Raw genomic sequence first — 23109 nt, 5'->3', positions numbered from 1 at the left:
GCGCCGGAGGGGCGGTTTGGACGCAAAAAAGCCTGGAAATACACGAAGCCGCACATTTCCAGGCCGTTTCCACATAAAACGGAAAGGCCCAGCAATATCCGCCCGGTTCCAGCACAAACAAAGGGTACAAAGACCCCTTCTGCAGTTCAGAATTTGTTTGTGTGAAAACGTTAGCGAATACGCATCCTGGCAATACCTTTCCCTTTCTTTTTTATTTGCTCTAAGCATAGCACAGTTGCCGGGTTTGGGCAAGCGGTTTTTCCACGGTTCCAGCAAAGGAGCGGTGCGGCTGTGCTGTTCCGCTTGCAAAGAAAAAGCTTATAAGGAATTGAACAGATCAACGATCTCCTGGGGAAGAGAGCTGGTGTTCAGCAGCACCAGGCCATCGTGGGCGAGGGCGGAAAAGTCACCGAAGCCTTCCAGAGTTACGATGCCTTCGGATTCCGCCTTTTTGTATGCATCGGATTCCGGGTCAAACTGGTACAGCTCGATCTTATAGCCCTCGCATTGATATTTGTATCCGGCTTCGCCGCCGATGTACGTTGCATCCATGGTGACACGCTCGGAGAAGGAGATTCCAAGGTCGGAAAGTCCGGCCTCAAAGCGAGTGAAGGCATCGGAATCCGGAGTTGCAAGGTCCGGCGCAGAGACAGATGCGTCTTTCAAATCAGAGGCGGAAGAATCGGACTCGGTAACATAAAAATAATCGGAGCGGATGACGCTGGAGGATTCCGGCGAGGAGGCGGCTTCGCTGGAGAATGCAGGTGCGGAGGAGACGGCGCTGGAGGATTCCGGGGCAGAAGCCGGTGTGCTGGAAGCCGGAGCCAAGCAGGCGGGCAGCGTCAGGGCCAGAACCGCAGCCAGAAGAATGCAGGATGTTTTCACAAAAATCACCTCAATAGAAAAATGAAATGCCGGAGCAAACAGGGCGCAGGCAGCAAAAGCGAGATGGTCCCCCAATGTTCTTGCTCATCCTGCAAACTTTTTGCCGGAAGGGGCAACCCGGAAGCCGTTAAGCAGACTTGTTGGATAACCAGGAATATATCATTATCCATAGTGTACTACAATTGGATGATGATTTCCGGCGCCTTCTAGGAGGGGCTGCGAGGCGGATGGTAGATTGCAGATTGCGTAAACCCGGAGCAGCTTTTATAATAAAGGTAACTGCCGCGAGCGAACAAGCGGCCGGATTCCGGAAGCGGGAGGGAAGAGAATGCGAAAACAAATGGATTTTAAAACGGCGGTTTTTGTTTTGGTAGGGATCGTTTTGCTCCTCCAGGTGATGGGGACTCTGGGCATTGGAGCCAAGAAATCTTCCGCGCATCTGCAAATCGGCTATTGGGAAAAAAGCAGTGCCCAAAGCTGGTCGGCGGATTATATTTTATGGGATGGCTGGCAGCAGCGAACCCTGCACCCAACCACGCAGCCCGCTACGCTTCACGTAACGGTGCAGACCGATGCGGGCAGCTGCGCGCTCCAGATCAAAAGCACCGATGGAGAAATTCTATTTGAACGGGAAGACCTCCCAACCTCGGCCTTTGATGTGGACATACCCGGAGATGTGGTGGTGCGCTTCACCGCTGACCAGCACAAAGGCGGCTTTTCCGCGGAAATCTTGGAGTGACCGTGTGTTCCTCCCCAGTGATTGAACCCAGCAAGATCATACCAAAACGCCTGCCCGGCAAGTGTAATCCGGGCAGGCGTTTTTGATATAGCGGCAGAACGAATAGCCTCAGGCAGCCGTGCCGGAGAGCCGGGCAATTTTCCGGCCCGCCAGATGCTGGAACAGGGCGATCACACGGTCCACGCCCACCACGGCCAGAACTGTGCCCGGTCCGATGCCCACCAGATGCCCGCTGAGCAGCAGGCCCAGCAGAATGGTAAGGGTGATGTTGCACAGGTCAAAGCAGTTCTTGGTAAAGCCCACGCTCCAGTGGGTGCAGTCCGAAAGGGTCTGGACGATACCATCGCCCGGGTTGGGAACGATCCGCATGGAGAGCGACATGGCCGCCCCCACACCGGTGCACAGGATGGCCAGCAGCAGCACCACAAGGCGCAGGGGGAGCCGGTCGGTCCAGCCTGCAGCACCGGCGGCAAGATCCGGGAAAAAGGCGCCGAACAGGTTGAGAAACCGGGTGAATACCAGACTCAGAGGAATCTGCAGCACGTCCATCAGCAGTACAAAGCGGTAATCGGTTTCGGGGTGCTGCTTTCACTGAATGCCGTGCAGGACCAGCTGGGCCAGCACAAACACACAGTAAAGAAACATGGTGGTGTTGCCGAAGTTCAGCCCAAAGATCTGGGCAACGCTGTAGGAAACCGAAATAATAGGGGAAACGCCCAGCCCGGCCTTGGTGTTCAGGGTCAGGCCCAGGGCCAGAATCAGAAGCCCCAGAACATAAAAGAAAATGCGGTAGGAAATCTGCTTGTTCAATGAAATGCTCTTCTTTCTTGCTTGGAATCAAAGCAACGGCCGCTGTCTTGTGGTAGGTGCAAACAAAAAGCAGCTTCGCACCGAAAAACGGTGCGAAGCTGCCGGGGATGAACCGGTAGAACGGACAGGCCGATCAGCGCATGTCGATGTTCAGCTTGTGCTTCAGGTTGCCCAGAATCTTGTTCATGAAGCGGTCGATGTCCTTGGGAGTGAGCGCCTTGTCTTCGGGAACGAAGAAGATCTTGAAGGCCATGCTCTTCTTGCCTTCGCCGATCTGCTCGCTGCGGTACACGTCGAACAGCTCCACGTCGCCCACCTGCTTGCAGGCGGAGCGGATGGTCTCCACCAAGGTGCCGCAGGTCATGCCTTCTTCCACCACCAGAGCCAGGTCACGGGTCACGGCGGGGAACTCGGAAATGGGCTGGTAGCGCATGCTCTCGGGCAGCAGAGCGCACAGGGCGTTGTAGTCGATCTCGCCCAGGAAGATCTTGTGGTTGGCCTTGCTGTCCTTGGGCAGCTTCAGCTCGCCGGTCACCTGATTGGCCAGCTTGCCGAACACGCCCACCCGCTTGCCGTTGCACAGGATGTAGGCGGAGATGCCGGGATGCAGGTAGGGCACATCCTCGGCGCGCTCGTAGTCGAAATGCACGCCGAAGGCCTCGGCCAGGGCCTCCACGCTGCCCTTCACGGTGAAGAAGTCCTCCTCGTCACCGAAAGCAGCGAAGCCCAGGTGGGGAATCTCATCCGGCAGCTGGGTCACGGGCAGCTCCTTGGGTGCGTACACGTTGGACAGCTCAAACAGCCGGCCGGCGTTGTTGCCCTTCTTCAGGTTCTCCACCACGGTGTTCAGCATGGAGGGAGCCAGCAGGGGCCGCATGATGGTAAGGTTGGAGGTAATGGGGTTCAGCAGGCGGATTACCCGGCGCTCGGGAGCGTCCTCGGCCAGATGCAGCGCGTCCAGATCGGCGTCCGCGTAGAAGGCCAGGGTGGAAATCTCGTAGTAGCCCTGACCGCACAGGGTGCGCTTGAGCTTGGCGCGGCGCTGCTGAGAGGGATTCAGACCGCCGTTGGTCACGCTGGAATCCTGCAGGAAGGTGGGCACAATGTGCTCGTAGCCGTATTCCCGGATGACCTCCTCGGCCAGGTCGGGCTCGCCGATCTCGATGTCCTCACGGTAGCGGGGCGCGGTCACGTCCAGCACGTCGCCGTCCTGCTTCACCTCGAACTGCAAACGGCGCAGGATGTCCAGAATGGCCTCGGCGGGCACATCAATGCCCAGAATCCGGTTGATGCCGCTGATGGTGGCGGTGAACCGCTTGCCCTCACGGGGAGCACCGGCGCTCACGTCGAAGGCACTGGCGGTCACTTCGCCGCAGCCCAGCTCCTGAATCAGGTGCAGCGCGCGGGCCATGCCCAGCTCGCAGGTGTATTCGGAAATGCCCTTCTCGTAGTGGCTGGAGGCATCGGTACTCTGGCCCAGGCTGCGGGAGGTCTTGCGGATGTTGTCCCGCAAGAACTTGGCGGACTCGAACAGCAGCTGGGTGGTGTTCTCGGTGATCTCGCTGTTCAGACCGCCCATGATACCGGCCAGGGCAACGGGCTTTGCGCCGTCGCAGATGACCAGATTGCTGTCGTTCAGCTGGAACTCCTTGCCGTCCAGGGTGACGATGGACTCGTCGTTGCGGGCGCGGCGCACGATGATCTGGGTGCTTTCCAGGGTGGACATGTCAAAGGCGTGCATGGGCTGGCCGATTTCCAGCATCACGAAGTTGGTGATGTCCACCACGTTGCTGATGCTGCGCAGGCCGCACAGAGCCAGGTACCGGCGCATCCACTGGGGAGACTGGCCGGGGGTGATGTTGCGCACGCCGTGGCCCAGATAACGGGGGCACAGGTCCAGGGCCTCCACGGTGATGTTCAGGCCGGGATAGGTGTAATCGCTGGTGGTGTAGTCGGTGGCGGGCATCTTCAGGGGCTTGTTCAGCACAGCGGCCACCTCGCGGGCAATGCCCAGCACGGACTGGCAGTCCGCACGGTTGGCGGTGACCGAGATGTCGAAGATGTAATCGTCCATGCCCAGCAGAGGCTTCACATCCGCGCCGACGGGTGCGTCCTCAGGCAGCACCAGCAGGCCGAAATAATCGGCGCCGGGGTACAGATCGTCGTTCAGGCCCAGCTCCACGCCGCTGCACAGCATACCGAAGCTCTCGTAGCCCCGCAGCTTGCCCTTCTTGATGGTCATAACGCCTTCCACGGTCTTGTGGTCCTTGCCGGTGGCCAGCACGGTGGCGCCCACCAGAGCGCAGGGGTATTTGCCGCCCGCCTGCACGTTGTCCGCGCCGCAGCAGATCTGCAGCAGCTCGCCGGTGCCCGCGTCCACCTTGCACAGGGACAGATGGGTGTCCGGAATCTTCTCGCACTCCACCACGTGGCCGACCACAACGCCGGAGATGTCCTTGCCCACGGGGATCAGCTCTTCCACTTCAAAACCGCAGCTGAAGAGCTTTTCCTCCAGCTCCTGGGCGGTTACGTCAATGTCTACATATTCCTTCAGCCAGCTGAATGGTACTTTCATGGGTTTGCCTCCTTAGTCCTTGAACTGCTTCAGGAACCGCAGATCGTTCTCATAAAGCAGGCCGATGTTGTTGATGCCGTATTTCAGCATGGCGATACGCTCGATGCCGATGCCGAAGGCCAGGCCGGAATATTCGTTGGGGTCGATGCCGCAGTTCTCCAGCACCTTGTGGTGCACGATGCCGCCGCCCAGAACCTCGATCCAGCCGGTGCCCTTGCACAGCGAGCAGCCCTTGCCGCCGCACTCAAAGCAGCTCACGTCCACCTCCACGCTGGGCTCGGTGAAGGGGAAGTAGCTGGGCCGCAGGCGGGTCTTCACCTCGCTGCCGAAGATCTTCTTCACGAACTCATCCAGCATGCCCTGCAAATCGCACAGGGTGATCTTCTTGTCCACCACCAGACCCTCCATCTGATGGAACATGGGGGAGTGGGTGGCGTCGCTGTCCGAACGGAACACGCGGCCGGGCACCAGCACCTTAATGGGGGGCTTCTCGGCGTCCATCACGCGGATCTGCCCGGGGCTGGTGTGGGTGCGCAGCACGATGTCCTCGGCCACATAGAAGGTATCCTGCATGTCACGGGCGGGGTGGTTCTTCGCCACGTTCAGCCGGGTGAAGTTGTGGTCATCGTCCTCGATTTCGGGGCCCTCGTAGATTTCAAAGCCCATGCCGGCGAACACGTCCACCATCTGGTCCTTCACGATGGTGATGGGATGCAGCGAGCCCATGGGCCGCTTCACGGCGGGCATGGTGATGTCCACCTGCTCGTTTTTGTTGCGGGCCTCCAGCTCCTTGCGGTCCATCTCGGCGCGCACTTCCTGGTAGCGCTGCTCAGCGTAGGCCTTGAACTGGTTGATGAACTTACCCATGGCGGGCCGTTCCTCGGCGGAAACCTTGCCCAGCTCCTTCATCAGCCCGGCGATGCTGCCCTTTTTGCCCAGGTAAGCCTGCCAGAATTCGGCCAGCTCTTCCTGAGACTGCACAGCGCCAAGCGAAATCTCCATCTGCTCTTTCAGAGCATTGATCTTTGCTTCCATAATACACCTCATTTTCGATGATAAAAAGAACAGCCCCGCCCCGCAACACAACGGGACGAAGCTGTAAACTCCGTGGTACCACCCATATTCCGCCGCAAAACGCGACGGCACTTTCGGCGCCGGTAACGGGGCGAACCGTTCCGCACTACTGAGGCCGCAAGGGCCCGTTGGCACGAACTGCTCCGGAGGGAATTCGCATCGCTCTGTTCGGAAGGCCTTTCAGCCGGTGAACCTTCTCTCTGTACCCAGGGGTGCGGTGCGCTGTCTCCATCTCAGCATTTTAACTTTATAAAGTATACTCGTTTGGAAAGCTTCTGTCAAGGGGCGGGGGACAGGGGCTTTGGCGGCGGGCAGGAATTGTGATACAATGAATAAAAATCCACAATACGCGGCGGATTCGGGCGCTGAAACGCTCAAGGGCCCGCAAAATACCTAAGGCAACACCGCATAATTCATGCCTAACGGCTCAGGCGGCGTATCACGCCAAAATTTTCCGTGGAATTTTCCCAAAATGCTCGCGGGTCCACAAAGGATTGCCTGCGCTTTTGGGTTCATTCCGCAAAAAATTTCCGGCGCGCTTCACCACCTGGAATTGTGCGGTATTGCCCTAAAGCCGCTTGAAGGTTGGTGCAGCAATGAGCGATCAGAATATGGAGCGATATTCCAATTACACCATCGGCGATATGGCCAAGCTGCTGGGGGTTACGGCCGAGGCCATCCGGTATTACGAGAGCAAGGGCATCATCAAGCCGCTGCGGGCGGAGGGCAGCGGATACCGGCATTTTACCACCTGGGACCTGCACATGCTGGCCCGTGCCCGCCACTACCGGCAGTGCGGTTTTTCCCTGGAGGAGACCGCCGCGCTGCTGGAGGGGCGCAGTCTGGAGGATGTGGAGCGGGCCCTTCACGCCAAGGAGGAGGAGATTCAGCACGAGATTCTGTGGAACATCAACCTGCTGCGCAGTGTGCGCCAGTGCCAGCAGCGCATCCGCAGCGCCCGTGAGGATGTGGGCGTTTACCGCATGCTGAAAAGCCCCGGTATCTACCGGATAAATACCCAGAAATGCTACACGCTGCCCCGCACCCGGCAGGAGACGGAGCTGATCCGGGAATGGATGGAAAAAACACCCTTTGTATATTCCACCGCGGTGTTTCACAAAAGCCAGATCGAAGCCGGGGACGAGAACTTCGACTTTGGGCTGGGGCTGGATGAGGAGTATGCGGCTTTTCTTGGGGTGGAGCAGAGCGAGCTGGTGGAATATTATCCGCCCTGCCCCTGCGTGTATACCTGCATTCCGTCCCGCTCCAGCGAATATCTGAGCTACCGCCGCCTGGAGGCAGCCTTTGATTATATGCGCCGCTGCGGTCTGCATCTGGCGGGTGATATTGTGACTCAGGTGGCCTGCATGGCAAAGCCGGAGGAGGAGTATTTCAACTGGCACTGCGTCTGGATTCCGGTGGACACCGGCTGCGGGCCGGAGAACACTGGAAAAGATGCACAAATAGTTAAATAAAAAATTATCGAACATGCCCGCTTGACCTTAAAGCGGGTTCAGGCTGTATCATGGGAGCCGCCGGAGGGAGCAAACAACTGCTTTCTCCGGCGGCTTTTTGCGTTTGAATTCGCAGTTGCGGAAAAGGGAGGAAACAGAAAACATGGAACAGAGAAAAGTAGTGCTGATCACCGGCGGCGCCATGGGGCAGGGCCGCGCTCATGCGCTGAAGTATGCGGAAAACGGCTTTGACGTGGTTCTGGGCGATATGCTGGACCCCACCGACGAGCGCTTTCAGGAAACCGTGAAGGAAGTGGAGCAGCGGGGCGGCAAGGCCCTGGCGGTGCAGTGCAACATCACCAGCGACGAGCAGATGCAGGCCATGTTCCAAACCGCCTGGGAGACCTTCGGCCGGCTGGACGTGGTGATCGCCAACGCGGGCGTGATCAACTTCGGCTATACCTGGGAGCTGACCGACCAGCAGGTGCAGAAGGTGATCGACATCAACCTGATCGGCACCTGGCGAACCGACAAATACGCCGCCCGGTACATGCTCAAGCAGGGCTTCGGGCGGATCATTAATATTTCGTCCACCAGCGGCCTGTACGGCACCCCGCAGCTGGCCACCTACTGTATGTCCAAATGGGGCATTCTGGGCCTGACCAAGACCCTGGCCAAGGAGGTGGGCAGCAAGGGCATCATCGTGAATGCACTGTGCCCCACCAAGGTCAAGACCCCCATGTGCGAGACCGAGAGCTATGTGAAGTTCATCAACGACCTGACCGGCAAGAATTTTGCCAACTGGCAGGAGATGTACGAGGGCGTGCCCTTCCTGGAAGTGGACGACATTGCAGACATGGTCTACTGGCTGGGCACCAGCCGCGCCGCGGGCAAGTTCAACGGCCGCGAGGTTGCGCTGGACCTGGGCACCCTGCAGTAATCGGAACAACGAGGAGGAATATCCCATGAAAATTACAAGCAAGACCCGCTGGATGGTATTCGCGGGCGTCTGGCTGCAAAGCCTGTTTACCAGTGCCACTGCCTTTTTCAGTCTGTTCTCGCTGCCGCTGACCACCCAGTTCGGCTGGAGCAGCTCGGATTTCAGCATGGCGTACACCATTTATATGTTTGTTTATTGTGCCGTGGGCTTCTTCGGCGGCTACCTGGCCGAAAAGTTGCAGCCCCGGGTGGCCATCTACATCGGCCTGGTGTTCTTTGCGGGCGGCTGGTTTTTGACCGGCTTTGCCGCCAGCATCCCCCAGCTGTATCTGTTCTACGGCCTGTTTGCAGGTGCGGGCGCGGGTACCATCTATCCCGCCTGTCTGCCCACCGCCCTGAAGTGGTTCCCGGATAAGAGCGGCTCCATCTCCGGCCTGGTGCAGGCGGGCGCTGCCTGCGGCCCCTTCATCATGTCGCCCATTGCCCAGTGGCTCATCGACAGCTACGGCGCACAGATGGCATGCCGGATTCTGGGCATCGTGTTCCTGATCGGTGTGGGCGCTGTGGCCTGGATGATCGTGCCCTGCCCGGAGGGCTGGCTGCCGGAAGGCTGGAAGCCCAGCACCACCCAGTCTCAGGAGCTGAACCGAAAGAACTATAACATTCCCCAGATGGTGGCCACCCCGGTATTCTGGGTGCTGCTGATCATGTTCATCTTCGCCAACGCGGCGGGCACCATGATGGTAAGCGCCACCAGTCCCATCGCCCAGAATCAAATCGGCCAGTCGGCCATGACCGCGGCCATGTGCGTCTCCGCCATGACCCTGTTCAATATGATCGGCCGCATCTCCTTTGGCTTCATCTATGACAAGCTGAAGGGCTGGAACTCCCTGATCCTGGTGCTGCTGCTGAACGGCATCTCCATGCTCATGCTCACCGTGGCGAAGAGCCTGCCCTACTTCCTGGTCTGCGTGGCTCTGGTGGGCTTCTCCTTCGGTGGCCTGCTGGTGGTGTTCGCGCCCATGGTGCGCATCATCTTCGGTTCCCGGTTCTACAACCGCAACTACGGGCTGATCTTCATCGGCTACGGCATCGGCGCCTTTGTGGGCCCCAAGATCAGCGCCAGCTTCTACGATTCCACCGGCTCCTATGTGATGGGCTACATCGGCAGCGCCATTCTGGCGGCCGCCGCCATCCTGCTGGTGCTGCTGGCCAAAAAGCTGGCAAGCAACATGAATCGTTGAAGACCCCCTTTGTCGATGAAAAGCATATCTGATGCGGGAGGCTGGCGGATTGAATGCGGCCCGGAATTTGAGCCCTGGGCAATTTGCGCGATATTTGTGTTCTGCCGGTATCTGGAACAGGAAAATCAGATGGTTGTTGTTTGAAAAAGAGGAGTGGCTTTCCGGCAATTTGCGCCGGGAAGCCGCTCCTCTTATATTACATTATATAAGCAAAAGAAAAACCGCAAGAAAAAGACGAGGCAGCTGCGGAAAAAAACGAAAAACAGCGCCGGGCGCTCTTCGGCAAAATACGCCGGGCAAAAGGGCTTACAATCAAAATCAGACCCGGAAAACGGGGGGCGGGCCACACCCGAAAAACGGAAGCAAAAGTGCCGGACCGGCGGTGAAACAAATGGTGCCTGATGCAAATAGTACCGATTTGCATCAGCAAGGAAAAATCCCCGATTGGAATAAAAATTGTGGAAGCTGCACAAAATCCTCCCAGAGGATTCTGTGAGCGGTAGTAGGAGTTTGTGTTGTACAAAAGGTGGTGATATTGATACAATCGTTTTGAATCTTAAGAAATCTTAAGAAAAAAGCCGAAAAAGCGAGGATTTTAAAAGCAAGCATGAACGGTAAATATATTTCGGCGAAATTTGAAAGCATGCGGCGAAAAACGGCAGGGCTTTCCCGTTTGACGGCCCCGGCCCGCTTTTGCTACAATGCCACAAGTGCCCGGAACGGGCCGCATTGGGCGGCAAAGGCTCCGGGCCATCGAAAGCAGGGCGCGGTCTGGCCCCATGTTCCAGGCCGCCGGCGGGCCGCTTTTGGCCCCCATTGCCCGCCAGCATGGAACGTTAGGAGATTGCATGATTACGATCATCAAGAAATTGCGCCGCCTGGTTCTGGCGGTGCCGGTCAAGGTGTGGGCCTGCCTGATTACCGTGGGCTGCCTGGCGCTCACCCTGATCGGCCTGCATCAGGCGCTGCATCTGGTGCGCATCACCGATTCCGAGGGCGCGAGCGAGGTGGTTATGACCCACCTGGACGACCCGCAGAAGCTCATGCAGCTGAGCGGCATCGTGGCCGAGGAGGGCGACGATGTGCACTACACCGCCTACAAGGGCAATCAGGCCAGCCTGAGCATCCAGCGGGCGGTGGACCTCACCGTCACCGCGGACGGCCAGACCCATGACCTGCGGCTGGTCAACGGCACGGTGAGCGACGCACTGGCCGCCTGCGGCGTGGAGCTGGGGGAGCATGATTACACCGAGCCCAGCCTGCACACCGCCATTTCCGACGGCCTGAGCATTCAGGTGCACCGGGTGGAATACCGGGACACCGTGGTGGAGGAATCCATCCCCTACGAGACCGAGTATGTGTACACCAGCCTGTTCTACAAGAACCGGAACCGAACCCAGCTGGTGCAGCAGGGGCACGAGGGCACCAATCAGATCACCCACCGCGAGCGCGTGGTGGACGGCCAGGTGGAATCCAGCCAGGTGATCAGCGTGGTGCAGACCGTGGCTCCCCAGAACACCATCATCAAGGCCTATCAGGCAGGGGCGCCGGTTTCGCCTCTGGAAGGTCCCGAGGTGGTAGACGGCGTACCCACCGGCTACACGGCGGTGTACACTGGCCGGGCCACCGGCTACAGTGCCAGCCGGGGCCGGGGCGCTTCCGGATTGGGGCTGTACTGCGGCACCGTTGCCGTAAACCCTGCCCTGATTCCGTACGGCACCAAGCTCTATATCACCAGCACCGACGGCAAGCTGGTCTACGGCTATGCCATCGCCACCGACACGGGCGCTTCGCTGCTGAACGGCAGCTGCCTGGTGGACCTGTTCTACGACAGCTTCTCCGAAGCGCTGATGAACGGTGTGCAGGAAGTGAACGTGTATGTGATGGGCTGAGGCCCGCAAAACACAGCACCCCGCGCCGGGGCGGCCAGCGAAACAGCTGGCTGCCCCGGCGTTTCTCTTTCCACGGGAAGAAGCGGCTGCCTTGCCCCAAACCGGGCCGAATTTGCCCGTTTTGGGGCGTTTTTCGCCTTTTTACCCGCTTTTTACCGCATAGCGCCAAAAAGCGGCGTTTTTTGGCGTTTTATGGCTTGACAAACCCGCCCGGCGGGCATACACTAATTGAGGGCCGACAGGGCCCGCAACAAAAAATTCAATGCAAGGAGATGACAGCATGGACGGCGACCCCAGTAGATGTGTGGATCGTTTTATCAGCGGAACCGGCTTTGCTGCCTTACCCTGCATCCTGCGCTGAATCATGAGCGCGGAACCTGCTTTTCGGGGGGCGGCTGTAATGCCGTGCGCCGCAAACACAGCCGGAAAAAGAGCCGGTAAGTTTGAGAAAGCAGGTGTTTTTTATGTTGAATATTTATCTGAGCGATAGCGGCCGTATGCTGGAGCAGGACCAGATTCTGCCCGGCTCCTGGATCAACCTGTGCGACCCCAACGAGAAGGAGATCGGCCGGGTTTGTGCCCAGCTGCATGTGGACCCGGACCTGGTTCGGGCCGCCCTGGACGAAGAGGAACGCAGCCGTATTGAAGTGGAGGACAACGGCCACATCCTCATCATCGTGGACACCCCCATCGTGCAGACCGAGGGCCACAGCTTTGTGTATTCCACCATTCCCTTCGGCATCGTGCTCACCGAGGATAACATCATCACCGTCTCCCTGAAGGAAACCGCGCTGCCCCGCGCCTTCATGGAGGGCCTGGTCAAGGCCTGTAGCACCAAGAAGCGCAAGCGCATGGCTCTGCAGATGCTCTACCGCAACGCCAGCCTGTTCCTGTTCTACCTGCGCCAGGTGGACAAGGCCAGCACCCGCGTGGAGAACGAGCTGCACAAGAGCATGAAGAACAAGGAGCTCATTCAGATGCTGGGCCTGGAGAAGAGCCTGGTGTACTTCTCCACCTCCCTGAAGGGCAACGAGATCGTTCTGGAGAAGCTGCTGCGCATGGATTTTGTGCGAGACTTCCCCGAGGATACCGACCTGCTGGAAGATGTAATCATCGAGAACAAGCAGGCCATGGAGATGAGCAGCATCTACCGGGACATTCTGTCCGGCACCATGGATGCCTTCGCCTCCGTGATCTCCAACAATCTGAACATCGTGATGAAGCTGCTGGCCGCCGTGACCATCATCCTCACGGTGCCCACCATCGTGTCCAGCCTGTGGGGCATGAACGTGCCGGTGCCCTTTGCCGAGAACCCCTTCGGCTTCGTGATCGTGCTGGCCATTGCCGTGCTGGCTACCCTGGGCGCAGGCTTCCTGGCCCGCTGGAAGAAGTGGCTGTAACCGAGAACGGTTTTCAAAAGTACAAACGCGCCCCGGCGATCTGCGGATCGCCGGGCGTTTTGTTTTTGCCAAAAGGTCCGGCCCGCCGTTGCGTAAACCGCCAAAGGCTGGTATAATGATACCATTGAAACTGCGCCGTGCCATGGGGGCCGTTGCGCAGAGCAAGGAGCGAAGCAGTATGCAGATTTTTAACACCCTCACCCGCAAAAAAGAGGAGTTCATCCCGCAGAAGCCCGGCGAGTACCGCATCTATGTGTGCGGCCCCACCGTGTACAATTTCATCCACATCGGCAACGCCCGGCCCATGGTGGTGTTCGACACCCTGCGCCGCTATCTGGAGTACCAGGGCAACAAGGTGATCTACGTTTCCAACATCACCGACATTGACGACAAGCTGATCAAAAAGGGCCAGGAGGAAGGCGTTCCCATGCAGGAGGTCGCCCGCCGCTATGAGGCCGAGTATATCAAGGACAGCGAGGGCTTGAACGTGCTGGCTCCCAGCGTGCGTCCCCGCGCCACCGAGCACATCGACGAGATTCTGGGCATCGTGGCCGACATCATCGAAAAGGGCTACGGCTATGTGGCCAAGAACGGCGACGTGTATTTCCGGGCCAGAAAGTTCAAGGAGTACGGCAAGCTGAGCCACCTGAACCTGGAGGATCTGGAGAGCGGCAACCGGGAGCTGCGCAGCCAGATGGACGACGACCTGAAGGAGGACCCGGCGGATTTCGCGGTCTGGAAGGCTGCCAAGCCCGGCGAGCCCGCCTGGGAAAGCCCCTACGGTCCCGGCCGTCCCGGCTGGCACATCGAGTGCAGCGCCATGGCCCGCAAGCATCTGGGCGAGACCATCGACCTGCACTGCGGCGGTCAGGACCTGATCTTCCCGCACCACGAGAACGAGATCGCCCAGTCCGAGTGCGCCAACGGCTGCACCTTCAGCCGCTACTGGATGCACAACGGCTTTTTAAACATCGACAACCACAAGATGAGCAAGAGCGCCAACAATTTCTTCACCGTGCGCGAGATTGCCGATGTTTACGGCTACGAGCCCATTCGGTATTTCCTGCTCACCGCGGGCTACCGCATGCCTCTGAACTACACTGTGGAGCTGATCCAGTCCTGCAAGGCCAGCCTGGAGCGGCTGTACACCTGCCGTGAGAATCTGGATTTCCTCATCAAGAACGCCGCCGAGACCGGCAGCGATGTGCTGGTTGAGAAGGCTGCCGCCGCCAAGACCAAGTTCAACACCGCCATGGACGACGATCTGAACACCCCGGATGCTCTGGCCGCCATCTTTGAGCTGGTGAAGGAGATCAACACTCTGGGCAAGGATGCCTCCAAGGCTGCGCTGACCAATGCCGCTGAGGTGTTCGATGAGCTGACCGGCGTGCTGGGCCTGCTGTACAACCGCAAGACCAACGAGGTGCCTGCCGAGGTGATGGAGCTGGTGGAACGCCGCGCTGCAGCCAAGAAGGCCAAGGACTGGGGCACTGCCGACGCACTGCGCGCCCAGATCACCGAGATGGGCTGGCAGGTGGAGGACACCGCTCAGGGCCCCAAGGTGTCTAAAATTTCTTAAAATATCACATGCTGGGCTTGCTCTAAAACGGAGCAGCTCTGCAATCCGACGTTTCGCCGGGTGTGGTGAGGGCTTCACCGCACCCGGCTTTTTTGTACCAGTCTTTGTATTCTTTTTTCGTTTTCACAGGAAAACCACACCCTTCCCCTTGCAATGGGCGGCGGGTTTTGACTATACTGAACATAAGAGCGTCTACTATTTGAATAGACCATCCCCGCGCGGTGCGCCGTGCGTGTGCAAAGGAGAGAGATCATGGCAAACGCCAAATCATATGCCCGCCGGAATGCCCGGCGCCTGCCTGCCGGCCTACTGGTGCTGCTGGTCTGCGCCGCTGTGCTGCGCATCGGGCTGACCCTGGTCACCGAGGGCTATTCCACCGACGTGGCCTGCTTCACCGCCTGGGCCCAGCGCCTGGCGGACCTGGGTCCGGGCCAGTTCTATTCCCCGGATTACTTTGCGGATTATCCCCCCGGCTACATGCTGGTGCTCTGGGTGCTGGGCAGCCTGGGCAAGCTGCTGGGCATGAATGTGAGCGGCAAGGGCTTTGTGCTGCTGCTCAGCAGCGTGCCCATCCTGTGCGATGTGGGCCTCACCGCCCTCGTCTGGCACATCGCCCGCACCCATCTGAACGAAAAGCGGGCCATGCTCATTGCGGCGCTCGTCGCCTTCTGCCCGGCCTTTTTGTATGATGCCGCCGTCTGGAAGCAGGTGGACAGCGTACCCGCCCTCTGCCTGGTGGGGGTGTTCTGGCTGCTGAGCCGGAAAAAATACCTGCCTTCTGCATTGCTTTACGGTTTGGCGCTTGCTATGAAGCCCCAGGCCCTGTTGTTCGGGCCGGTGCTGGCTGTCTGCTTTGCGCTGCCCCTGTTCACCGGCCCGGCGGCTGAGCGGGGCAGGGCAGTGGGTCGCGCGGCACTGGGGGCGGTTCTGTCCGTGGCAGTGGTGCTGGCCTTTGCGCTGCCCTTCTGGGGCGATCAGCCCATGGACTGGCTGGTGGAAAAGTACACCGGCACCGTATCCAGCTACCCCTATGCCAGCGTGAACGGCTTTAACCTGATCACCCTGCTGGGCGGCAACTGGACCATGCAGACCGATGGCATATTCGGCACGCCCATTACCTGGCAAATGCTGGGCACTGTGGGCATCCTGATCGCCACCGCCGCCATGCTGTATCTGGTCTGGGCGAGCGTGCGCAGCGGCCGGTTCTGCCCCATGCTGCTGGCGGGCTTTTACGGTGCGGCCATCTTCTGTTTGAGTCACCGGATGCACGAGCGGTACCTGATTCCGGCGCTGGCGCTGCTGCTGGCGGCGGTGGCCCGCTGGGCGGACCGCAAGCTGCTGGCGGGCACGGCGGTGCTGAGCATGTCCACCCTGCTGAATCTGGCGCTGGTTCTGGCCTCCAACGGCACCGAGGATCAGTTCCTCACCAGCGACACCGCCCGGGTGATGATTGCAGTGGTGAGTCTGGCTAATCTGGTTGGCACCGTGATGGTCTGGCTGGCCTGCCTGCGGCTGTGCCGTGGCGGGAAGATTTGTGCGCTGCAGCCCTCCCCGGAGCCTGCCATCACCGCGCCTGCACCCCAGCCCCGCTGGACCCGGCCGGAGCTGCTCTGGCTGCTGGCGGGCACCCTTCTGGTGGGTGTGGTGAGTCTGACCAACCTGGGCGACTTCACCGCGCCTCAGAACCCGGAGGTGGTGCAGGGGACCAGGACCTACACCGTGCAGGTGGAGGGCGAGGCCTCCAGCCTGTGGATTTACCCGGAGATCAACTGGAACGGCCAGCTCACCGTGACCGACAGCCGAGGCACCGAGCTGGTGAACCAGACGCTGGACTACGGCAACGTGTTCCACTGGCTGTCCCTGCCGGTCACCGCGAACGAGACTTATACCATTACCCTCACCGATGCCAGCGTGATGGAGCTGGCCTTCAAGAACGATGCGGGCGAGTGCTTAACCGTGATCGGCGAGAGCGGGGCACTGTTCGACGAGCAGGCCCAGGTGCCGGATACCATCAGCTACAAAAACAGCATGTATTTTGATGAGATCTATCACGGCCGCACCGCCTACGAGCATCTGCACGGCATGCCGGTGTACGAGACCACCCACCCGCCGCTGGGCAAGGTGTTCATCATGCTGGGCATTGCGGTGTTCGGCATGACCGGCTTCGGCTGGCGCGTGGCGGGGGCGCTGTTCGGCATCGCTCTGGTGCCGGTGCTGTATCTCTTTGTGCGGCGGCTCACCCGGTCGCCCCGGTGGGCGGGCTTTGCGGCCCTTCTGGCCGGGCTGGACCTGATGCGCTATGCCCAGAGCCGGATTGCCACCATCGACATCTACGGCACTTTCTTTATCCTGCTGGGGGCTTATTTCATGCTCTGGTACTGCCAGAGCGTGCTGACCAGAGGTGTGGACAAGAGCATCCTGCCCATGGCTCTGGCAGGAGTTGCCTTTGGCCTGGGCGCGGCCAGCAAGTGGACCGGTATTTACGCCGGGGCCGGGCTGGCGGTGCTGTATTTCGGTGTGCTGTGGGCCCGCTGGCGGCAGAAGAAGCCGAACTTCGGCCGGGAGCTGGCCGTGGCCCTGGTGGGCGGCGTGCTCTTCTTCGTGCTGGTTCCGCTGATCATCTACATCGCGGCCTATCTGCCCTACTGGTGGCGGGAAGGCGGCTTCAGCCTGGGCGAGTGGTGGCAGTGCCAGCTGACCATGTTCAACTACCACAGCCAGCTCAAGAGCACCCATCCGTACGAATCCAACTGGTATACCTGGCCTTTGTTATTACGCCCTGTATGGTATTATTCCGCCAGCGGGCTGCCTGCGGAGATGCGAGGGACCATTGCGGGCATGGGCAATCCCATCGTATGGTGGGCGGCGCTGGCCGGGCTGTGTGTGCTGGTCTGGCGGCAGATCAGCGGACGGGCCTGCCGGGCGCAGGGAAGCGTGCTGGTGCTGTATCTGGCGCAGCTGCTGCCCTGGGTGCTGGTGACCCGGTGCACCTTCCTGTATCATTATTTCCCCAGCCTGTGGTTTGCGGTGGCGGGGCTTGTCCTGATGCTGTCCAAGCTGGATCATGACCGGCCGCAGCTTGCGCGTAGAATCGCCCTGGGTGTTCTGGTTGCGGCGGCAGTGGTGTTCCTCTGGTTCTACCCGGCGGTGACCGGTATCCCGGTATCTGAAACCTGGATCATCTCTGCCCGCTGGCTCCCCTCTTGGTTTTTTTAACGATTTTTTAGCGGACTCGAACGTTAGCGGGGTGCGATACGTTTACGTGTACGCACCGGGGTTTCCTCAGCAAAATACGCAAACACCCATTAACGGACTCGACCAGGGCAGGCTTATTGAAGTGTAGATTTACCCGGATTTTCGTTGAAAAGCCCGGATAAACCTTTGTTTTGACCCTTGGCAAGCCCGGTTCCGCCTGTGCTATCATATAAACTGGAACAAATAAAAAACCGACGGCGTATGGCTTTTATTTTGCCATGCGCCGCCGTTTTTTTCTGTCCGTTTGTTCCCGGAAATTTCAACAGAACCAAAGGAGGAAAACAACCATGCGTTCCATGCCGAAATCCCTGTGCCCGATGCGTCACTTCCATGTTACAGATTTGAAAGATGGAAACGTCAGTTTCGATCCTTCCATGCGCCGGATGCAGCACTTGAAAGTGACGAAACCGGAAGAGCAATATAAGATACCCAATAAGATATCCAAGAAGATATACACACACAAAGAAGCACCCCGCCCCAGAGGGCGAGGTGCAATGTGCGAATTTTAAACACTCGAAGTAATTTTTGATTTTAATTCAACGAACTGGATTGCAATCCTGGCGGGGAAGAAAGGGATTTTGTTTCAAACCCTTGGAACCAGGCCAAGAACCGGGAGAGTCCGCCAAAAGCCAGCTGGAGTATTTCGCTGAAGAATACCCGGCATATATCGGGTACTGCATTCTGTCAATGGTCGGGGACGCCCTATGGGGGTTAGCGTACGTTGCTGAGGAAAATCCGGTGCGTACACGTAAACGTACCGCACCCCGTTACCGATCGAGTCCGTCAAAAAGAAGATTTGATAACTTTGAGGCGGGAGAAATCTTCCCGTTCTTTTTCTTCCAGCACTTCGGTGATGTACTTGATGTTGGAATTGAACTGCGGGATCATGATGTTGCTCAGAGCGTTGGCCCGCTTCTGGGTCTTCTGAATGGCCTGTGCCAGACGGTATACGCTGCTCTCCACCTCGGCCAGCTCCACCGTGAGCCTCTTCACCTGGCAGAACTTGCGGTATGCCTCGTCCAGCTGACTGTTGGTCCCGCCTAAGCCGTAATACAGGCTCTGGGGCGCGGTCTCCTCCAGCTTCACCATGGGCAGCTCCACGCCCATCACGCTGCGCCAGTCTAGCGAAAGACCGTTTTCCACCGGCACCGTGTGAGCAAAGCCCGATACCACGCCCAGGGTCACATTGGCCAGCTGCAGAGCAGCATAGGCCTCCGCATAAGCCGCGGCGATCTGATCCTGAATGGCGGCGGCCCGGTCGATGAGCTGCATCATCTCGCGCACCAGAATGTTGCGCTTTCGGTCCATCAGCTCGTAGCCCTGGCTGGCCAGCGCAAGGCTTTTCTGCTGCGCCATCAGGTTGCTTTTTGTGGGGAATATCTGCTGCGCCAAAACAAGGCCTCCTTTCTGGGTCTATCTGCCCGGTTACTCGGCGTCGTCATGGAAGGCCCGGCGCAGGCCCAGCTCCCGCTGCTTCGGGTCGGTTTTGGGCTTGTAGTAGTGGTCCAGCAATACCTGGTCCACACGGTCCAGCTCCTCCTTGGGCAGCATGCTCAGCAGCTCCCAGCCAAGATCCAGCGTCTCCTCAATGGTCCGGCTGGTGTTGCCCTGGCCAACGAATTTTTCCTCAAAGGCGCGGCCGAATTCCATCACCCGCTTGTCGCTGGGCGAAAGCTCTTCCTCACCGATGACACTGGCCAGAGCCTTCGCGTCCTGCACCCGGGCATAGGTGGCGAACAGCTGGTTGGCCAGCGGGTTGTGGTCCTCGCGGGTGTAGCCCTTGCCGATGCCGTCCTTCATCAGACGGGACAGGCTGGGCAGCACGCTGATGGGCGGATACACGCCGGTGGCGTCCAGATTGCGGTCCAGCACGATCTGGCCCTCGGTGATGTATCCGGTCAGGTCCGGAATGGGATGGGTAATGTCGTCGTTGGGCATGGTCAGAATGGGGATCTGGGTCACGGAACCCTTCTTGCCCTTCACGATGCCCGCCCGCTCGTACAGGCTGGCCAGGTCGGAATACAGGTAGCCGGGGTATCCCTTACGGCCGGGAATCTCGCCCTTGGAGGAGGAGAACTCCCGCAGAGCCTCACAGTAGCTGGTCATGTCGGTGAGGATGACCAGAATGTTCTTGCCCAGATCAAAGGCCAGATACTCCGCGATGGTAAGCGCCGCCTTGGGGGTGATGATACGTTCCACGATGGGGTCGCCCGCCAGATTCAGCAGCATGACTACCCGGTCCATCACGTTGGCGGCCTCGAAGGAGCTCTTGAAATAATCCGCCACGTCGTTCTTCACGCCCATGGCCGCGAACACGATGGCGAAATCCTCGCCGTCGGATACGTTTGCCTGCTTTACGATCTGCACAGCCAGCTCGTTGTGGCGCATGCCGGACCCGGAAAAGATGGGCAGCTTCTGGCCGCGGATCAGGGTGGTCAGCGCGTCAATGGCGGAAATGCCGGTGCAGATGTAGTTGCGGGGATAGACCCGGCTCACCGGGTTGATGGGCGCGCCGTTCACGTCCCGGCGGCATTCCGGGTAGATGGCGCCCAGACCGTCGATGGGGCGGCCCAGACCGTCCAGCGTGCGGCCCAGCAGCTCCGGGCTCAGGTCCACCTGCATGGGATGGCCGGTCAGGGTGGTGCGGGTGTTGCTCAGCGAGAAGCCGGTGGTTCCCTCGAACACCTGAATCACGCATTTTTCGCCCTCGATCATCACGATGCGGCCGATGCGCTGGCTGCCGTCGTCAAGGCGCAGCACCACCATCTCGTCGTAGCTGGCGTTTTTCACCCCATCCAGAATCACCAGCGAGCCGTTGATCTGGCTGAGGCCAACATACTCTAAGAGCATGGTACAAATCTCTCCTTTCCGGCGCCGGTCACGGGCGCATGAGTTCGCCGATCTTCTGCTCGATCTCGGCGGTATAATCGTCGAAAAGCTCCAGGTGGTCGTTGGGGATGTCGTACTTCATCTTGACCAGCTTGTCGAACAGGCCGGTGCGCAGCACCCGGCTCATGGGCACCTGCTTTGCCACCAGCACCTGGCTCTTTTCGTACAGATGCAGGATCACCCGCATCATTTTCAGCTGCTTTTCCAGGCTCACATAGGTGTCCTGGTCGTGGAAGAAGTTCTGCTGCAAAAAGCCCACGCGGATGACGCGGGCGATCTCGATGATCAGCTTCTGGTCGTCCGGCAGCACGTCGGAGCCGATCAGCTTCACGATCTCCATCAGGCTGGTCTCCTGCAGCAGCAGACCGGCAATGCGCTCGCGGCACTGCATGAAGTCCGGGCCCACGTTGTCGTAGTACCAGGGGGACAGATCCCCCAGATACTCGCTGTAGCTGGTGTTCCAGTTGATGGCAGGGTAGTGGCGGGCGTAGGCCAGCGCCTTGTCCAGCGCCCAGAAGCAGCGGGTGAACCGCTTGGTGTTCTGGGTCACCGGCTCCGAGAAGTCGGAGCCCTGGGGGCTGACCGCGCCAATTACGGTAACAGAGCCCTCCTGGCCGCACAGCGCCTGGGCATAGCCTGCGCGCTCGTAGAACTGGGCCAGACGGCTGGGCAGGTAGGCGGGGTAGCCCTCGTCAGCGGGCATCTCCTCCAGACGGCCGCTGATTTCGCGCAGAGCCTCGGCCCAGCGGGAGGTGGAGTCGGCCATCATGGCGGCATGGTAGCCCATGTCCCGGTAGTATTCCGCCAGGGTGATGCCGGTGTAGATGGATGCCTCGCGGGCGGCCACCGGCATGTTGGAGGTGTTGGCGATCAGTACGGTGCGGTCGGTCAGCGGGCGGCCGGTCTTGGGGTCGATCAGCTCGCTGAACTCGGTCAGCGCCTGGGTCATCTCGTTGCCGCGTTCGCCGCAGCCCACGTAGATGATGATGTCCGCGTCACACCATTTGGCCAGCTGGTGCTGGGTCATGGTCTTGCCGGTGCCGAAGCCGCCGGGGATGGCCGCCGCGCCGCCCTTGGCGATGGGGAACATGGTGTCCACCACCCGCATGCCGGTAATCAGCGGCCGCTGGGCGGGCATCCGGCGAGAGACAGGGCGGGGGATTCGGATGGGCCATTTCTGGCACAGGGTCAGCACCCGCTCGTTGCCCCGGTCGTCGGTGAGCTTTACCACCGTGTCGTTCACGGTGTAGCTGCCGTTTTCGGCCACCCAGGTCACGGTGCCGGACACATTGGGCGGCACCATGCACCGGTGCTCAATGGCGGGGGTCTCGGGGCAGGTAGCGTAGATCTGGCCGGGGGTGAGCCGGTCGCCGGGCTTTGCCAGCACCGTCACGTCCCAGCGGGCGGTCTCGTCCAGCGCGGGGGCGGAGCAGCCGCGGCCGATGAAGGCCCCGCTCAGCTCTTCCAGAGCGGGCAGCGGGCGCTGGATGCCGTCGTAGATGTTGCGCAGGATGCCGGGGCCAAGGGTCACGGCCAGCGCGCCGCCGGTGGAATACACCGGCTCGCCGGGGGCAAGGCCGCCGGTCTCCTCGTATACCTGGATGGTGGCGGCGTCCTCGCTCAGGCGGATCACCTCGCCCACCAGCCGGGCCTCGCCCACATACACCATCTCCATCATGGAAAACCCGGTTTTGCCCCGCACGGTCACAACCGGGCCGTTGATGCTATAGATGCGATTTTCTGCCAATTCCCTTCACCTCACAACTGTTCCAGCGCGATGGACATGCCGCAGGAACGCAGGAACCAGTCCTTCTGGTTCTCCATGCGCATGTCCAGCGTGTCGTCCGCCTCGGTGCTGCCCGCGCGGGCGCGCAGCCCGCCCAGACGGATGGTACCGTCCGCCTCCACGGTGCAGCCGGCGGGCAGGTTCTGCCGGGCCAGCTCCAGGTCCTGGGGCCGGGCAAAGAACTGGGCGGTGTCGCACCGCAGCAGTGTCAGCAGCCCGGCGGCGTTCTGCTTCAGAAACGGCCCGTAGTCCGGGCTGCTCACGAAGGCTTCGATCTCTTTTTCGCAGGCCGAGAACACCTCGTCCGCGATCTGGCCCCGGCGGCGGGCAAGCTCCGCCCCGGCGTCCAGCACGCTCTGCGAAAGCAGCCGGTTGGCGTTTTCGGTGGCGCGCTGGGTTTCGTATTCCTCCATACGGGCGGCCTTTTTCTCCGCTTCGGTCCGCTTCTTTTCCAGCTCAGCAGCGGTCTCGGCGTCGATGGCCTTCACGATCTCGCTGCGCCGGTGCTCGGCGTCCCGCTGGATGGCCTGCAGAAACTGCGCGGCCCGCTCGTTTTCGTCGATCATGGCTTACACCTCTTTTGGTTGG

The 23109-nt window shown here is 59.9% G+C and carries 20 protein-coding genes; 10 read left to right on the top strand and 10 right to left on the bottom strand.

Translation table 11 applies throughout. The features are described 5' to 3' along the window. Positions 1-318: 318 nt before the first annotated feature. Positions 319-885 (bottom strand): hypothetical protein, encoded by a 567-nt coding sequence (locus tag PH256_RS02750; protein ID WP_270912888.1) that lies wholly within the window; start codon positions 883-885, stop codon positions 319-321. A gap of 328 nt (positions 886-1213) precedes the next feature. Here PH256_RS02750 and PH256_RS02745 point away from each other — a divergent pair, with 328 nt between their 5' ends. Beyond that, positions 1214-1624: a hypothetical protein gene (locus PH256_RS02745; protein WP_270912887.1), complete on the top strand. Its 411-nt coding sequence runs from the start codon at positions 1214-1216 to the stop codon at positions 1622-1624. Between the two features lie 108 nt (positions 1625-1732). Here PH256_RS02745 and PH256_RS15250 read toward each other — a convergent pair whose 3' ends face one another. The 4 genes from PH256_RS15250 to pheS all read right to left on the bottom strand — a co-directional run bounded on the left by PH256_RS15250 (position 1733) and on the right by pheS (position 6044). Further along, the gene (locus PH256_RS15250; RefSeq protein WP_333766235.1) at positions 1733-2173 is read right to left on the bottom strand and encodes a DUF6198 family protein; all 441 of its coding nucleotides are present in this window, start codon (positions 2171-2173) and stop codon (positions 1733-1735) included. Positions 2174-2212: 39 nt separating this feature from the next. Beyond that, positions 2213-2434, bottom strand: a complete 222-nt coding sequence (locus PH256_RS15245; protein WP_333766234.1) for a hypothetical protein — start codon at positions 2432-2434, stop codon at positions 2213-2215. Positions 2435-2567: 133 nt separating this feature from the next. Next, positions 2568-5009 carry a phenylalanine--tRNA ligase subunit beta gene (pheT, locus tag PH256_RS02735; RefSeq protein ID WP_270912886.1) on the bottom strand — a complete coding sequence of 814 codons (2442 nt, stop codon included), beginning with the start codon at positions 5007-5009 and terminating at the stop codon, positions 2568-2570. A 12-nt stretch (positions 5010-5021) separates the two neighbouring features. Then, positions 5022-6044, bottom strand: a complete 1023-nt coding sequence (gene pheS / locus PH256_RS02730; protein ID WP_087185090.1) for a phenylalanine--tRNA ligase subunit alpha — start codon at positions 6042-6044, stop codon at positions 5022-5024. A gap of 635 nt (positions 6045-6679) precedes the next feature. Here pheS and PH256_RS02725 point away from each other — a divergent pair. The 8 genes from PH256_RS02725 to PH256_RS02690 all read left to right on the top strand — a co-directional run bounded on the left by PH256_RS02725 (position 6680) and on the right by PH256_RS02690 (position 17807). Beyond that, positions 6680-7558, top strand: coding sequence for a MerR family transcriptional regulator (locus PH256_RS02725; RefSeq protein WP_087185089.1), 879 nt, complete (start codon positions 6680-6682; stop codon positions 7556-7558). A gap of 142 nt (positions 7559-7700) precedes the next feature. Further along, positions 7701-8477, top strand: a complete 777-nt coding sequence (locus tag PH256_RS02720; protein ID WP_270912885.1) for an SDR family NAD(P)-dependent oxidoreductase — start codon at positions 7701-7703, stop codon at positions 8475-8477. 25 nt (positions 8478-8502) lie between these two features. Beyond that, the gene (locus PH256_RS02715; protein WP_270912884.1) at positions 8503-9720 is read left to right on the top strand and encodes an L-lactate MFS transporter; all 1218 of its coding nucleotides are present in this window, start codon (positions 8503-8505) and stop codon (positions 9718-9720) included. Between the two features lie 49 nt (positions 9721-9769). Then, entirely contained in the window at positions 9770-10216 is a 447-nt protein-coding gene (locus PH256_RS02710; RefSeq protein WP_270912883.1) for a hypothetical protein, read from the top strand. Positions 10217-10568: 352 nt separating this feature from the next. Then, complete coding sequence (locus tag PH256_RS02705; RefSeq protein WP_270912882.1) at positions 10569-11612, top strand: 3D domain-containing protein; 1044 nt, start codon at positions 10569-10571, stop codon at positions 11610-11612. 464 nt (positions 11613-12076) lie between these two features. Then, on the top strand, positions 12077-13012 hold the full coding sequence (locus PH256_RS02700; protein WP_087180436.1) for a magnesium transporter CorA family protein: 936 nt from the start codon (positions 12077-12079) through the stop codon (positions 13010-13012). Between the two features lie 178 nt (positions 13013-13190). Then, positions 13191-14591 carry a cysteine--tRNA ligase gene (cysS, locus tag PH256_RS02695; protein ID WP_270912880.1) on the top strand — a complete coding sequence of 467 codons (1401 nt, stop codon included), beginning with the start codon at positions 13191-13193 and terminating at the stop codon, positions 14589-14591. 252 nt (positions 14592-14843) lie between these two features. Continuing rightward, a complete protein-coding gene (locus PH256_RS02690) occupies positions 14844-17807 on the top strand; it encodes a phospholipid carrier-dependent glycosyltransferase (RefSeq protein ID WP_270912879.1) in 2964 nt (987 codons plus the stop codon). Positions 17808-17920: 113 nt separating this feature from the next. On the opposite strand, the gene PH256_RS02685 is transcribed toward PH256_RS02690, so the two are convergent. Beyond that, positions 17921-18118 carry a hypothetical protein gene (locus PH256_RS02685; RefSeq protein ID WP_270912877.1) on the bottom strand — a complete coding sequence of 66 codons (198 nt, stop codon included), beginning with the start codon at positions 18116-18118 and terminating at the stop codon, positions 17921-17923. Between the two features lie 15 nt (positions 18119-18133). Here PH256_RS02685 and PH256_RS02680 point away from each other — a divergent pair, with 15 nt between their 5' ends. Next, on the top strand, positions 18134-18355 hold the full coding sequence (locus tag PH256_RS02680) for a hypothetical protein (protein WP_270912876.1): 222 nt from the start codon (positions 18134-18136) through the stop codon (positions 18353-18355). A gap of 274 nt (positions 18356-18629) precedes the next feature. On the opposite strand, the gene PH256_RS02675 is transcribed toward PH256_RS02680, so the two are convergent. From PH256_RS02675 to PH256_RS02660, 4 genes are read right to left on the bottom strand one after another with little or no spacing between them, the layout of a single operon-like run. Continuing rightward, positions 18630-19238 carry a V-type ATP synthase subunit D gene (locus tag PH256_RS02675; RefSeq protein WP_164474961.1) on the bottom strand — a complete coding sequence of 203 codons (609 nt, stop codon included), beginning with the start codon at positions 19236-19238 and terminating at the stop codon, positions 18630-18632. A gap of 33 nt (positions 19239-19271) precedes the next feature. Next, positions 19272-20696, bottom strand: a complete 1425-nt coding sequence (locus PH256_RS02670; protein ID WP_058965870.1) for a V-type ATP synthase subunit B — start codon at positions 20694-20696, stop codon at positions 19272-19274. 28 nt (positions 20697-20724) lie between these two features. Further along, complete coding sequence (locus PH256_RS02665) at positions 20725-22482, bottom strand: V-type ATP synthase subunit A (RefSeq protein WP_270912875.1); 1758 nt, start codon at positions 22480-22482, stop codon at positions 20725-20727. 11 nt (positions 22483-22493) lie between these two features. Next, the gene (locus PH256_RS02660; protein WP_087183257.1) at positions 22494-23087 is read right to left on the bottom strand and encodes a V-type ATP synthase subunit E; all 594 of its coding nucleotides are present in this window, start codon (positions 23085-23087) and stop codon (positions 22494-22496) included. Between the last annotated feature and the right edge of the window lie 22 nt (positions 23088-23109).

The sequence above is a fragment of the Allofournierella sp. CML151 genome, from assembly GCF_027853465.1.
Classification (GTDB): domain Bacteria; phylum Bacillota; class Clostridia; order Oscillospirales; family Ruminococcaceae; genus Allofournierella.
Note: the sequence above shows the minus strand (reverse complement) of the source record. Positions and strands in the feature narration are given on the sequence as shown.